Source organism: Streptomyces sp. NPDC020996 (assembly GCF_040641355.1).
Taxonomy (GTDB): Bacteria; Actinomycetota; Actinomycetes; order Streptomycetales; family Streptomycetaceae; genus Streptomyces.
Map to the genome: position 1 here is coordinate 46311 of NZ_JBFADM010000006.1, position 13057 is coordinate 59367.

The following is a 13057-nucleotide window of genomic DNA, read 5'->3' on the forward strand; positions in this document are numbered from 1 at the left end:
GAGTGCCGGGGCGGCGCGGCCGTCGGTCGACGGCGGCCGTCGCTCGACGGCGGGTTGACGTCGGCCGTCGAACAGGGCGGCGTTGTCAGTGGCGGGGTCGCGAACTGCTACTGATCGATAGTGCTTGGGCATGTTCTGGCGTGTATGAGTGAGTGTCCCGGTCTCATCGTGCACATGCCCCTGAGTGGGGAACGGAAGTTCTTGCATCGAATGCGTGACCTTCACGGGAGGCGTTCGTTGAAGGTCGTGACGGTTTCTTCGGCGCCGGGCAGGGGGTGGGGGATGGGCGGGCTGCGCGTGGTGGCGGCTTCGTTCGTGGTGCCGGGCCCGTCCGGGGTGGCGATCCGCGACAGCCTCAAGGGACTGACCGTGCGGGACGAGGAGGTCCTGCGTCTGGTCGGTGGCCTGCTCGGCTCCCTGGCCTCGCGCGACCTGAAGGCACGCTGCGCCGCGGGCCTGGAACACGACAGTGACCGGTGGGCGCGGCGCAAGCATGCTCTGACCGGGGAGTCGTCCTCGCGCTGGGCGGGCAGCATCACCAAGGCCACGCATGACCAGTGGGCGCTGGCCCGGCGCGGACAGTCCGCCCACATCTCCAGCCTCCAGACGGGCGTCGACACGATCACCTACCGGCTGTCGCTGCCCATCGGTGCGAAGGGCTCCCGGGGCCGGCCGGGCGGTTACCGTTCAAAGCGGGAGTGGTTCGCCAAGTCCCGGCGCCTGTACCTGCTGCAGGACCGGCTGGAGCAGGAGCGCGCCCGGTGGGAGGCCGGGCGCGTGCGGGTGGTGCGCGGCGGCAGGAGACTGCTGCGCGCCCGGCACAACCTTGAGGCCGCCGGCCTGACCGAGGCCGGATGGCGTCTGCGGTGGGAGGCGGAGCGCTGGTTCCTCCAGGCCGACGGCGAGTCGGGGAAGCGGTACGGCAACGAGACGATCCGGGTCGGCCCGGACGGAGAGGTGAGCATCAGGCTCCCCGCGCCGCTGGCCCATCTGGCGAACGCGCCGCACGGCCGGTACGTACTCGCCTGCCGGGTCCGCTTCCGGCACCGGGGCGGGCAGTGGGCCGACCGGATCACCGCCCACCGGGCCGTGGCCTACCGCATCCACCACGACACCGGCCGCGCCCGCTGGTACCTCACCGTCTCCTGGCACAACACGCCCGTGCGGACGGTGCCGCTGGAGGCCGTCCGCGCCGGCGGGCTGGCCGGTGTCGACATGAACGCCGACCACCTGGCCGCCTGGCGCCTGGACACCCACGGCAACCCCGTCGGCGAGCCCCGCAGGTTCGACTACGACCTCACCGGCAGCGCACCCCACCGCGACGCCCAGGTCCGCCACGCCCTCATCCGCCTCCTGCACTGGGCCGAACGGCACCACCTGGCCCTGGCGATCGAGGACCTGGACTTCCACACGGAGAAGACCCGGGAGAAACACGGGCGGCGCAAGCGGTTCCGCAGGCTGGTCTCCGGTATGCCCACCGCGAAACTGCGCGCCAGGCTGATGTCCATGGCCGCCGAACTGAACATTCCCCTCGTCGCGGTCGACCCGGCCTACACCAGCCGCTGGGGCGCCCAGCACTGGCAACGACCCCTGACCACCACAACCAGGAAGACCACGCGCCACGACGCTGCCGCCGTGGCGATCGGACGACGCGCCCTGGGACACCCGATCCGGCGTCGGACGGCACCGCCCCCACCGCACCAGCGTGATGCGGTGGGGCATCGGACCGTCCAGGCCGCACCGGGCATCCCGGGACGTGAGGAAACCCGCCCCCGCGTCCCCGGACCACGGACACGATCCGCAGGCGCCGGACTCGGAGCGAAAGCGGGCGACCAGCGTGCCCACAACCGTTCGGGGCACGCGGCTGAGCACCAGTCCTGGCACCAGGACCCACTCCCGCTCAGTCATTAGGAACGGTGCACCATGAGGTCATGAGCCTGCGCATCGACATCGCGGGGCTGCGGCCGGAGCGGATCGCCGTCGTCCCCTCGCCCCTGGCCGAGCTCGGCATGGCGCTGCACGCGCTGTCCGAACCGGGACACCATCCGGGCCTGCAGGGCTGGGTGACCGGGGTGACCGCGCGGCTCGACCCGCATCTGGCGGACCGGATGTGCGAGGCGGACTTCCTGTGGCGGACGACGTTCTCGGACCTGTTCCTGCCCTGCGCGGGCGTCCCGGACCGTACCGCCCTGCCCGGTGCGACGCTCGCCGAGGACCTGGACCTGCTCGACAAGTTGACGGACGAGCAGTTCGTGGACGGCGCGCTGGAGTTCACGTGCGCCCTGCCGTACAGCCTGCCCGGTCCGGGCGCCCTGGCCGACGCCGGGATTCGGCGGCTCGCGCTGGAGCGCGCGGCCGCGCGCGGGCCGCGGCAGCTGCACTTCAGCGAGCGGCTGCTGGCCGGCCCGCCGCGGATCAGGGCGTGGCTGCGGCGGTTCCTGGAGGACTGCGACGAGGCGTTCTTCGCGGAGACCTGGGCCCGGCTGCGCCACCAGCTGGCGGCGGACGCCCGCCACAAGACGGACCTGCTGCGGCGCAAGGGCCTGGCCGAGGCGCTGGCCGCGGTGTCGCCGGCGGTGTCCCTGGACGAGGCGGCGGCCCGCGTCACGGTCGACAAGCTCGGCGAGGGACGCACGGCCACTCGGGACGGCGGCCTGCTGCTCGTCCCCACCAGTCTGGGCCGGCCGCACCTGATGGTCCTCCACCGGTACGCCTGGCAGCCGGTGCTGCACTACCCGGTGGCCTCCCCCGGTCCGGTCGCACCGGCCTCGGTCGAGCAGCTGGCCCTGCGGATGACGGCCCTGTCGCACCCGGTGCGCATGCGGCTGTGCCGGAGCCTGGCCCGCAGCGCCTTCACCACGGGTGAGCTGGCCCAGGTGCACGGCATGACCCCGCCCGAGATATCCCGCCACCTGAGCGTCCTGAAGAAGGCGGGCCTGCTCACCACCCGCCGGCGCGGCCGGTACGTCCTGCACCAGCTGGACGTACCGGTGGTGGCCCGGCTGGGCAGCGACTTCCTGGAGGGCGTCCTGCGCTGAGTCCCTGGTGTCCCCGGTGTCCCGATATCCCCGGTGTCCCGATATCCCCGGTGCGGCCGTCGCCCGGCGTACGGATCCGTACCGGGTTCAGTCGAACCGGATGTGCCGCACCCCGACCCGTGCCTGCCTCAGCCGCGTGCGCAGGGCGCCCTCGTTGTTCGGCCGGAGGGTCAGCCCCGCCAGCACGGCGATGCGGTCCGCCGTCTTCGGCACGGTCGAGTGGTCGGTCCACAGGTGCTCTGCGAACTCCGGCTCGCGCAGCCGTTCGAGGCAGTGGTCCAGCTGCCGTACGGCCCAGCTCTCCCGCCGCAGACCGGCGTTCTTCCCGGCGACGTACCGCAGGACGTGCCCGAAACCGCGCTCGTTCAGCCGCTTCAGCACGGTCCCGCGCTCGGCGAGGAGAGTGAAGTGCCTTACGTCGTGCCCGAGTTCGCGCAGCCGGCCGACGGTCTCCTTGAAGTGGCCGGAGTCGGTGACCGTCATCGGGGCGATCACCACGCCGTCGTGCCGGGTGAGGGCGAGGTCGAGGACCTCCACGACGCCCTGCCGCCAGGACGCCAGGTCCTGGAAGTCTCCGCGCAGGTCCGGCGGCATCATGCGGTGCAGCCCGAAGCCGGCGTGCTCGGGGTCGCAGATGACGCTGCCGGGCAGGCGCCGCTGGATCTCGTGCGCGGTCTGTGTCTTGCCGCCCCCGAAGGGGCCGTTGATCCACAGGAGCATGCGCAGACCCTAGTGGGCGCCGGGCGCGTCGGGGGCGCGTTCGAAGGGGTTCAGCCGTGCCCGCCCGCCCGCACCAGACCGGTCTCGTACGCCAGCACCACCACCTGCACCCGGTCCCGCAGGCCGAGCTTGGTCAGGATGCGTCCCACGTGCGTCTTGACGGTCGCCTCGGACAGCACCAGCCGGGCCGCGATCTCACCGTTGGACAGGCCCTGCGCGACCAGCACCATGACCTCGCGTTCGCGGCCGGTGAGCCGCTCCAGTTCGGTATGCCGGGGCTCGTTGCCGGTGCTCGGCAGCATCGGCGCGAACCGGTCCAGCAGCCGGCGCGTGGTCGACGGGGCCACCACCGCGTCGCCGCTGTGCACCGCGCGGATGGCGGCGAGCAGCTCACCGGGCGGCACGTCCTTGAGCATGAAGCCGGAGGCGCCCGCCTTGAGGCCGGAGAACGCGTACTCGTCGAGGTCGAAGGTGGTCAGGATCAGCACCTTCGGCGGGTTCGGCGCCGAGCAGATACGGCGGGTGGTCTCCACGCCGTCCAGCTTCGGCATGCGCACGTCCATCAGGACGACGTCGACGTCGGTGGCGCGCAGTACCTGCAGAGCCTCGACGCCGTCCCCGGCCTCCGCGACGACCTCCATGTCCGGCTGCGCGGCGAGCACCATCCGGAACCCGGTGCGCAGCAGCACCTGGTCGTCCACGAGCATCACGCGGATCGTCATCGGGGCCTCTTCCATGTCCGTCCAGGGGGTTACTGAGGGGCGTTACAGGTGTCAACCGGGGGCGTGCGGAAACGTCAGTGCGCCGGTTTGAGCGGCAGCAGGGCGCTGATGCGGAATCCTCCGCCGGGGCGCGGGCCGGCGTCCAGGGTCCCGCCGACCATGCCGACCCGCTCGCGCATGCCGATCAGGCCGTGGCCCTGGCCGTCGATGCCGCCCTCCTCGTACAGCTCGTGCGGGGCGCCCTTGCCGTCGTCCTCGACGAGCAGGCCGAGGCCGTCGTCGAAGTACACCAGGCGCACGCTGGCGCCCGCGTTCGGGCCGCCGTGCTTGCGGGTGTTGGTCAGCGCCTCCTGCACGATCCGGTACGCCGTGAGCTCGACGCCGCTGGGCAGCGGGCGCGGGGTGCCCTCCACCTTGAAATCGACGGGCAGGCCGGCGTGGCGGCACTGCTCGACCAGCTCGTCTATCTGCTCGACGTCGGGCTGCGGAACGTACTCGCTGGTCTCCTGGTGCTCGCCGGTGCGCAGCACGCCCAGCAGGCGGCGCATCTCGGCGAGGGCCTGGCGGCCGGTCGAGGAGATCGTCTCCAGGGCCTTCTTCGCCTGGTCGGGCGCGGCGTCGAGGACGTAGGCGGCGCCGTCGGCCTGCACGACCATCACCGACACGTTGTGCGCGACGACGTCGTGCAGCTCGCGTGCGATGCGGGCGCGCTCGGCGGCGACCGCGACCTTGGCCTGCGCCTCGCGCTCCTTCTCCAGCCGGGCCGCGCGCTCCTCCAGCTGAGCGAAGTAGGCGCGGCGGGTGCGGATCGAGTCGCCGAGCACCCAGGCGAGCGCGAACGGCACCGTCTGCAGGACCACGATCGCCACGTTGCCCAGGACGCCGCTGTTGTCGTTCGGCCAGCGCAGCTGCGCCACCGTGGCCGCGCCGAGACTCACGGCCAGCGCCAGCCGGGAGGCCCAGCGGGCGCCGGTCGCGGCGACCGTGTAGACGATCACCAGCATCGCGAAGTCGGCGGGCGTCACCGCCACGTCCAGCGCCACCTGGGCGGCGCCGATGCCGATCGTCAGCAGCAGCATCTTCTCGGGCATGCGCCGGCGCCCCGCGATCGCCAGGCACAACAGGACGATGACCGGAACGATCGCCATCGGCGCGTCGGTGCCCCGGTCCTCCCGATGGGCGGTTGCGCTCACCGCGGAGATCCCGAACAGGAAGACGGCCCAGAAGCCGTCGACCCATGTCGGGTGCCTGCGGAGGAAGTCATAGAGGCGCTGCACGTAACCCAGAGTAGGGAAGCGGGATCGGTGCAGGGGTCAACCGGAGGGCCGATCCGCGGCCGGTGCGCGTACTCCGCAAGGTGGAGGCCCCGTTCGCCGGTGCGCTTAGCCTGGCCCGGTGACGGCAGAGACGACGGATGACACGGACGAGTGGCGCGGCTGGCGGGCGGCGGCCGAGGCCGCCCTGTACGGGCCGGGCGGTTTCTATCGCAGGCCGGAGGGGCCGGCCGGGCACTTCCGTACGTCCGTGCACGCGTCGCCGCTGTACGCGGAGGCCGTGGCCCGGCTGCTGTGCCGCGTCGACGAGGCGCTCGGCCGGCCCGCGTCGCTCGACTTCGTCGACATGGCGGCGGGGCGGGGCGAGCTGGCCGCCGGTGTGCTGGCCGTGCTCCCCGCCGACGTGGCCGTCCGCACGCGCGCGTACGCCGTCGAGCTCGCCGACCGCCCCGCGGGCCTCGACGACCGCGTCCGGTGGCTGGCCGAGCCGCCGCAGGGTGTCACCGGGCTGCTGTTCGCCAACGAGTGGCTGGACAACGTTCCGGTGGAGGTCGCCGAGACGGACTCGGCGGGCGTGCCGCGACGGGTGCTCGTACGGCGGGACGGCACCGAGCGCCTCGGGGAGCCGGTCGGCGGCGCGGAGGCGGAGTGGCTCGCGCGGTGGTGGCCGCTGGGCGCCGAGGAGGGGCTGCGGGCCGAGATCGGGCTGCCCCGGGACGAGGCGTGGGCCGCCGCAGTGGCGACGCTCGACCGGGGGCTCGCGGTCGCGGTCGACTACGCGCACAGCCGGGACGCGCGCCCCCCGTTCGGGACGCTCACGGGGTTCCGGGAGGGGCGCGCGGCGGCGCCCGTGCCGGACGGGTCGTGCGACATCACGGCGCATGTCGCGCTGGACGCGTGCGCGGCGCACGCCATGGCGCACCTGACGGCGCACACAACGATGCCGGCGACGGGGCGCACGCTCCCCGGCGCGCGCCTGATGCGGCAGCGCGACGCGCTGCGCGCGCTGGGCATCACGGGCGCACGCCCCCCGCTCACCCTGGCGACCACACACCCCGCCGCTTACCTGCGCGCCCTCGCGAGCGCCGGCGAAGCCGCCGAGCTCACCGCTCCGGGCGGTCTCGGCGACTTCGGCTGGCTGCTGCAGCCGGTGGGCATCCCGGACGCGCTCCTGGACGGCGCGTAGGGCTGCTCGCGCGGCGCTACTTGTCGATGTCCCCGACGACGAAGAACAGCGAGCCCAGAATCGCCACCATGTCCGCGACCAGCGTTCCCGGCAGCAGTTCCACCAGCGCCTGGATGTTGTTGTACGAGGCCGAGCGCAGCTTGAGCCGGTACGGAGTCTTCTCGCCCTTGCTGACGAGGTAGTAGCCGTTGATGCCGAGCGGGTTCTCGGTCCAGGCGTAGGTGTGGCCCTCGGGCGCCTTGAGCACCTTCGGGAGCCGCTGGTTGATCGGGCCGGGCGGCAGGCCGGCCAGGCGGTCGAGGCAGGCGTCGGCGAGGTCGAGGGCGTTGTGGGTCTGCTCCAGCAGCACCTCGAAGCGGGCGAGGCAGTCGCCCTCCCGCCGGGTGACGACCTTCAGGGTGTCCTGCAGCTCCCCGTAGGCGAGGTACGGCTCGTCGCGGCGCAGGTCGAAGTCGACCCCCGAGGCGCGCGCGATCGGCCCGCTCACGCCGTACGCGTGCACGGTCTCCGGCGCGAGCGCCCCCACGCCCCGCGTGCGCCCGCGGAAGATCTCGTTGCCGAGCACCAGGTCGTCGTAGACGTCCATGCGGGACCGCACGTCGGCGACGGCGGCACGGGCGCGTGCCGTCCAGCCCGCGGGCAGGTCCTCCTTCAGGCCTCCGACGCGGTTGAACATGTAGTGCATACGGCCACCGGAGACCTCCTCCATCACGGTCTGGAGGGTCTCGCGCTCCCGGAAGGCGTAGAACACCGGCGTGATGCCGCCGAGTTCCAGCGGGTAGGAACCCAGGAACATCAGGTGGTTCAGCACCCGGTTGAGCTCCGCGAGGAGCGTGCGCGTCCACACCGCGCGCGTGGGGACCTCCATGCCGAGCATGCGCTCCACGGCGAGGACCACACCCAGCTCGTTCGAGAAGGCCGACAGCCAGTCGTGGCGGTTGGCGAGCATGATGATCTGGCGGTAGTCGCGCGCCTCGAAGAGCTTCTCCGCGCCCCGGTGCATGTAACCGATCACCGGCTCCGCGCGCGTGATGCGCTCACCGTCCAGCACGAGCCGCAGCCGCAGCACACCGTGCGTGGACGGGTGCTGGGGCCCGATGTTGAGCACCATGTCGGTGCTCTCCGCGGCGCCGCCGATACCGACCATGGTCTCCGTCGTAGGAGTCATGGACACAGTCTCTCCTACGTAGGCTGACCGTATGGAGACGGGGAGCCATCAGAAGGCGGGCGCCGCGGAGGCCGGGCCGGCGTGGACCGGGCTTCCGCCGGGGCTGCTGCGGATGCGCCGGCTGCTGCTGGTGGTGTGGCTGGGAACGGGCGCCCTCGTCACCGGGCTGCTGCTCGGATTCCTCGCCGGCCCGGCCTGGGCCGCCCTCGCGCTGGTGCCGCTCGCGCTGACGGGCTGGGGCTGGGTGCTGATCGGCCGCAACTGGCGCTCGTGGCGGTACGCCGAGCGCGCCGACGACCTGCTGATCAGCCGGGGAGTGCTGTGGCGCGAGGAGACCGTCGTGCCGTACGGGCGGATGCAGCTCGTCGAGGTCACCTCGGGTCCCGTCGAGCGGTACTTCGGCCTGGCCAGCGTGCAACTGCACACCGCGGCCGCGGCGACCGACGCCACCATTCCCGGCCTCGACCCCGCCGAGGCGGAACGGCTGCGCGACCGGCTCACCGAGCTGGGCGAGGCCCGATCGGCGGGACTGTGACGACGCCTCCCGCCGCCGACGACGCCCACGGCGAGCGTCCTCCGGTGGCGCTCGTGGAGCGGCGGCTGCACCCCGTGACGCCGCTCAGGCGGGCGTGGGCGCCGGTCGCCGTGGTCATCGGGTGGGCCGTCCACGACCCCGGCCAGGCGCAGCGCCAGCTGACCCGGCTGACCGCCACCACGCTGCTGATCGCGCTCGCCGTCGTCGTCCCGGCCGCCGCCCTGTACGGCTTCCTCAGCTGGTGGTTCACGCACTTCGCGGTGACCGACACCGAACTGCGCATCCGCACCGGGCTGGTCTTCCGCCGCACCGCGCACATCCGGCTGGAACGCGTCCAGGCCGTCGACGTCACCCAGCCCCTCCTCGCGCGCGTGGCGGGCGTCGCGAAGCTGCGGCTGGACGTCATAGGCGCCGGCAAGAAGGACGAGCTCGCCTTCCTCGGGGAGCGCGAGGCCCGTGCGCTCCGCGCGGAGCTCCTCGCGCGCGCCGCCGGTTTCACCCCCGAGACGGCGCGCGAAGTCGGCGAGGCGCCGGCGTGCGAGCTGTTGCGCACGCCCCCGCGTCACCTCGCGCTCTCCCTCGTGCTGACGGGCGCCACCTGGGGCTCGCTGGCCGCCGCGCTCGTCGTGCCGCCCGTGCTGTGGCTGGCCACCCACAGCGTGTGGACGGTCCTCGCCAGCGCACTGCCGCTGCTGGGGACGGCGGGCGCGAGCAGCGTGGGACGGTTCGTCGCGGAGTACGACTGGACGGTGTCCGAGTCCCCCGACGGACTGCGAATCGACCACGGTCTGCTCGACCGCACGCACGAGACGGTGCCGCCGGGGCGGGTGCAGACCGTACGGATCGTGGAGCCGTTGCTGTGGCGGCGGCGCGGCTGGGTGCGGGTGGAGCTGGACGTGGCCGGGTCGGCCAACTCCGTGCTGGTGCCCGTAGCCCCGCGCGAGCTCGCCGAGGCGGTCGTCGCGCGCGTGCTGCCCGGCGTCGTCGTGCCTTCGGCCGCCCCGACGGCCGAACCCACGGCCGAACCGGCGGAGGACCCGTGGGCGGACCCGTGGGCGGACCCGTGGGCACGGCCGCCGCGGCGCGCCGGGTGGTGCGCTCCGGTGTGGTGGCGCGGGCACGGACTCTCCGTCACCGATACGGTGTTCGCCGCCCGGCGCGGGCTGCTGCGCCGCAGGCTGGAACTCGTGCCGCACGCGAAGGTGCAGAGCGTGCGGCTGACCCAGGGGCCGTGGCAGCGGCTGTGGCGGCTCGCGGACGTGCACGTGGACACCGGGGCCGACAAGACCGTCACCGCGCGGCTGCGGGACGAGCGGGAGGCGGCGGAGCTGCTGCGGGCACAGGCCGAGCGTTCACGGACGGGCCGACGGGCGGCACGGCCCGACCGGTGGATGGCCTGAACGGTGTTGGCCTGAACGGTGTTGGCCTGACCGTGTCGCCTGTCACCCACCCGCTGGGTGGGCGCGGAACAGAGGAGGGCGTCGCCGGCTGCGGCAGGGCAGCCGGCACGAGAGCTGAGAGTGCGGGGGCCGAGCCCGTCGGGGCGGTCGTGGGCGAAGGCGGTGCGTGGCCGCCCCGTCGGGCGCGAGCCCGTACGGCGTGTCCGGCACCCGCGTGCCCACGACCGAGCCCGCGCCCGTCTTCGCGCCCCCGCCCGCCGTTAAGAGACCGCGCTGCGCACGTTGCGCAGGCCCTGCAGCTTGATCGGTTCCGTCTCGTCGTGGGCCGTCAGGTCGATGACCTGGCCGACGCCGCGCGAATCCTCGTCCGCCGGCTTGAACTCCGACTCCGCGTCGGCCTTGTGCAGCGCGAGCGCCTCCTGCCCGACCACGTCGGCGAGGTCCTCGTTGTGCATGTTCTCCAGGGCGCCCTGCGACGGCTGGCTCTTCGTGCCGAAGAAGTCGAACCCGCCCTCGACCGCCGGGCGCCGCACGGGCGCGGGCGGCACGACGGCCACCGCGGTCGGCGCGACGAAGTGCCCGGAGGGCTGCTGCACGGGCTGGGCGGACTTGCCCGTGGTGGTGGCGGCCGCGCGCTCGTGCCCGTCGGCCGCCTCGGGCTTCCCCTGCGCCTCGTCCTCCTGCGCCGCCTCCGTAGCGGCGGCGCCCGTCTTCACCGGCTCGCCTTTCGCGGCGCCGTCCTCCTCGACGGAGGCCGGGGTGACCTGAGGCTTCCGGGAGTCCGCGACGTTACCGGACTGCTCGGGCTGCTTGGACGGCTGGAAGTCGTCCTTGGACTGCTGGGACGCCTCGGCATCCCCGGCGCCCTCGGCGCCGTTCGCCGCGTCCTCGGCCGCTTCCTCGGCCGCGTCGGAGCCTTCGGCCTCCTCGGCCGTCCCCTGCGCCGCCTCGGCTCCCTCGGCCTGCTCGCCGCTCTCCGCGCCGGCGGTCGCGTCGTCCTCGGAGCGCGCGCCGCCCCCGGCGATCCGCGTCAGCGCCGCGTCGGCCCGCAGGAACAGCTCGGCCCCCTCGGGCGAGAAGACCCCGGGAACCGCCGCCTTCACGTCGGGATTCTCGGCGGCGTCCTCGGCGGCCTCCGCCGGGGCAGCCACAGCCCTGGCCGCCTCCACCGGCTCCGCCCTCGGCACCGGCACCGGCACCGGCGGCAGCGCACGCGTGGCCGGCGTGTCGGTCGTGGTCTCGATCTCCAGCAGGCGCCGGCCCTCCAGGGCGCTCGCGCGCTCGGTCTCCGCGGTGGCGTACCGCCGCAGCAGCGCCGCGTGCTCGTTGCGCAGCCCCGCCAGCTCGGAGCGCTTCGCCCGCAGCCGCTGCTCGAGCTTGGCGCGCAGCGCGCGCGACTCCTCCAGGTCGGTCTCCAGCTCGGCGACCCGCTCCTCGTGCCGCCACTCGTCGCTCGCACGCGCGCGCGTGAGGTCGGCGACGCGTTTGCCGGCCTCGACGTCCCAGCGGCGCATGACAGCAGCGCCCACGGCCGCGGTCGCCGCGGCTATCGCAGCCGTCACCCGGAGCGCGGCCGGATCCCAGAACACCCAGGGACCGAGGGCGCAGACGAGGGAGACGCCTGCGATCGCCGACGGGGGAAGCAGCCTGTGCAGAGGCGGAGAATGGCGGTGACGTCCACGTGGCATGGCCAGAAACTTACCGCGCGTAGGGGAACGTTGGCCCCCCGCCCCGTAAAAAGACAGCCACAACGAAACGTTCACAGCGCATCAGACGGTGCCTTTGCTGTGAAGGCGCTATTCGGACGCGGTGCGCGGGAATTCCGAGAGCCGCTCTCCCCGTGGTCACCGGTCGCTCAGCCGCCCGCTGATCCACTGCAGCGTCCCGGGAATCTCCCGCCGCCATGTGTTGAAGTTGTGGCCGCCGCTTTCCAGGATGATCGACGAGATCCGGGTCAGCCGGGTGGCCTGCACACGCTCTATGAACTTCAGCGTGTCCTTGTAGTTGGATTCGCCGACCCTGCTGCTGGTGACGAGCAGTGAAGTGTCCGGCGGCGGGAGGTGCTTGAGGCACCACCACAGGTCGGCCCGGCCGCGCAGTTCCCTGCGGCCGTGGAAGAGATCGCCGGTCGTGGGGTCGATCGGCGCCCTGTAGTACGGGGACAGGCCGGCGCCCGCCGCGTACACCCGGGGATGGTGCATGGCGAGTTTCAGCGCGCAGTAGCCGCCCGTGGAGTCGCCGATGACGCCCCAGCTGCCGGGTTTCCGGCCCACCCGGTAGTGCGCGAGCACGGCGTCCGGCAGGTCCTGGGCGAAGAAGGTCTCGGTCTGCGGGCCGCCGGGGATGTCCACGCACTCCGTGTCCCGCGGCGGCGCCACCGTGGGCCGCAGCATCACCAGGATCATCGGCTGCATGCGGCCGTTCTTCGCGAGCGCCAGGGCCGTGCTGGGGTAGTGCAGCTTGCTGAAAAGCGCCTCCGCCGTGCCCGGATACCCGGTCAGGACCACGGCCGCGGGGAACGTGCGCGTGCGGTACTGCGGCTGGAAGTACTCCGGCGGCAGGTACACGTACGCGGGGGTGGCGATGTGCGTCCTGCGGCCCACGATGTCGACCTTCTGGATCTGCCCGCCGGTCCGCGGCCGCGCCCCGGCGGCGCCCTGCACCCGTACCGTGTCGACCACCTGCAGCGGGCCGCCCGATCCCCCGAGTACCGTGTGGTTGACGACCACGCCCTGATCGTTCTCCCGTCCTAACAGATCCGCCCAGCTCGCGTAGAACCCGAAGGCCTGGTTGGCGGCCAGGCCCACCGACACGAACAGGGTCAGCTGGGTGGCGAGCAGCAGGCCGACCCGCCCGCCGACGGCGCGCCAGCTCCCCCGTGCCAGGCGCGGCCACAGCCACACCGTGCCGACGAACAGCAGGACGGCGAGCGCGATAGCCAGTACCAGCGTTGCGTTGCTCGTAAGACCCATGGGTTGCTTCCTGCCTGCGCTTTCTCCCAGGTCCCCGCTCCT

Annotated in this window: 11 protein-coding genes; 5 read left to right on the forward strand and 6 right to left on the reverse strand. The window is 73.2% G+C overall.

Annotation, left to right across the window (positions count from 1 at the left end; translation table 11 throughout):
• Nucleotides 1–282 precede the first annotated feature (282 nt).
• Together AB0G63_RS06585 and AB0G63_RS06590 are read left to right on the forward strand one after the other, a co-directional pair.
• Nucleotides 283–1911 (forward strand): IS200/IS605 family accessory protein TnpB-related protein, encoded by a 1629-nt coding sequence (locus AB0G63_RS06585; RefSeq protein ID WP_360745260.1) that lies wholly within the window; start codon nucleotides 283–285, stop codon nucleotides 1909–1911.
• Nucleotides 1912–1931: 20 nt separating this feature from the next.
• Entirely contained in the window at nucleotides 1932–3038 is a 1107-nt protein-coding gene (locus tag AB0G63_RS06590; protein WP_360745263.1) for a DUF5937 family protein, read from the forward strand.
• An 87-nt stretch (nucleotides 3039–3125) separates the two neighbouring features.
• Here the strand turns inward: AB0G63_RS06590 and AB0G63_RS06595 are convergent, their stop codons facing one another.
• The 3 genes from AB0G63_RS06595 to AB0G63_RS06605 form a co-directional block, all read right to left on the reverse strand.
• Nucleotides 3126–3758 (reverse strand): AAA family ATPase, encoded by a 633-nt coding sequence (locus AB0G63_RS06595; RefSeq protein ID WP_360745266.1) that lies wholly within the window; start codon nucleotides 3756–3758, stop codon nucleotides 3126–3128.
• 50 nt (nucleotides 3759–3808) lie between these two features.
• On the reverse strand, nucleotides 3809–4480 hold the full coding sequence (locus AB0G63_RS06600; RefSeq protein ID WP_360745269.1) for a response regulator transcription factor: 672 nt from the start codon (nucleotides 4478–4480) through the stop codon (nucleotides 3809–3811).
• Nucleotides 4481–4554: 74 nt separating this feature from the next.
• Nucleotides 4555–5757, reverse strand: coding sequence for a sensor histidine kinase (locus AB0G63_RS06605; protein ID WP_360745272.1), 1203 nt, complete (start codon nucleotides 5755–5757; stop codon nucleotides 4555–4557).
• 118 nt (nucleotides 5758–5875) lie between these two features.
• Between AB0G63_RS06605 and AB0G63_RS06610 the strand changes: the two genes are divergently transcribed.
• A complete protein-coding gene (locus AB0G63_RS06610; RefSeq protein ID WP_360745275.1) occupies nucleotides 5876–6940 on the forward strand; it encodes an SAM-dependent methyltransferase in 1065 nt (354 codons plus the stop codon).
• Between the two features lie 16 nt (nucleotides 6941–6956).
• On the opposite strand, the gene AB0G63_RS06615 is transcribed toward AB0G63_RS06610, so the two are convergent.
• Nucleotides 6957–8108, reverse strand: coding sequence for an NADH-quinone oxidoreductase subunit D (locus tag AB0G63_RS06615; RefSeq protein ID WP_360745278.1), 1152 nt, complete (start codon nucleotides 8106–8108; stop codon nucleotides 6957–6959).
• A 31-nt stretch (nucleotides 8109–8139) separates the two neighbouring features.
• Between AB0G63_RS06615 and AB0G63_RS06620 the strand changes: the two genes are divergently transcribed.
• Nucleotides 8140–8643 carry a PH domain-containing protein gene (locus tag AB0G63_RS06620; protein ID WP_360745281.1) on the forward strand — a complete coding sequence of 168 codons (504 nt, stop codon included), beginning with the start codon at nucleotides 8140–8142 and terminating at the stop codon, nucleotides 8641–8643.
• On the forward strand, nucleotides 8640–10043 hold the full coding sequence (locus AB0G63_RS06625) for a PH domain-containing protein (protein WP_360745283.1): 1404 nt from the start codon (nucleotides 8640–8642) through the stop codon (nucleotides 10041–10043). Before AB0G63_RS06620 ends, AB0G63_RS06625 begins: the two co-directional genes overlap by 4 nt.
• Before the next feature lie 260 nt (nucleotides 10044–10303).
• Here the strand turns inward: AB0G63_RS06625 and AB0G63_RS06630 are convergent, their stop codons facing one another.
• Nucleotides 10304–11731, reverse strand: a complete 1428-nt coding sequence (locus tag AB0G63_RS06630) for a hypothetical protein (protein WP_360745286.1) — start codon at nucleotides 11729–11731, stop codon at nucleotides 10304–10306.
• 156 nt (nucleotides 11732–11887) lie between these two features.
• Nucleotides 11888–13015: an alpha/beta hydrolase-fold protein gene (locus AB0G63_RS06635; protein WP_360745289.1), complete on the reverse strand. Its 1128-nt coding sequence runs from the start codon at nucleotides 13013–13015 to the stop codon at nucleotides 11888–11890.
• Nucleotides 13016–13057 lie beyond the last annotated feature (42 nt).

What these genes read in the sequence shown, in the direction of transcription:
- AB0G63_RS06620 (WP_360745281.1), top strand. Translation starts at nt 8,140, where the DNA reads ATGGAGACGGGGAGCCATCAGAAGGCGGGCGCCGCGGAGGCCGGGCCG.
- AB0G63_RS06590 (WP_360745263.1), top strand. Translation starts at nt 1,932, where the DNA reads ATGAGCCTGCGCATCGACATCGCGGGGCTGCGGCCGGAGCGGATCGCC.
- AB0G63_RS06595 (WP_360745266.1), bottom strand. Translation starts at nt 3,758, where the DNA reads ATGCTCCTGTGGATCAACGGCCCCTTCGGGGGCGGCAAGACACAGACC.
- AB0G63_RS06615 (WP_360745278.1), bottom strand. Translation starts at nt 8,108, where the DNA reads ATGACTCCTACGACGGAGACCATGGTCGGTATCGGCGGCGCCGCGGAG.
- AB0G63_RS06635 (WP_360745289.1), bottom strand. Translation starts at nt 13,015, where the DNA reads ATGGGTCTTACGAGCAACGCAACGCTGGTACTGGCTATCGCGCTCGCC.
- AB0G63_RS06630 (WP_360745286.1), bottom strand. Translation starts at nt 11,731, where the DNA reads ATGCCACGTGGACGTCACCGCCATTCTCCGCCTCTGCACAGGCTGCTT.
- AB0G63_RS06585 (WP_360745260.1), top strand. Translation starts at nt 283, where the DNA reads ATGGGCGGGCTGCGCGTGGTGGCGGCTTCGTTCGTGGTGCCGGGCCCG.
- AB0G63_RS06600 (WP_360745269.1), bottom strand. Translation starts at nt 4,480, where the DNA reads ATGACGATCCGCGTGATGCTCGTGGACGACCAGGTGCTGCTGCGCACC.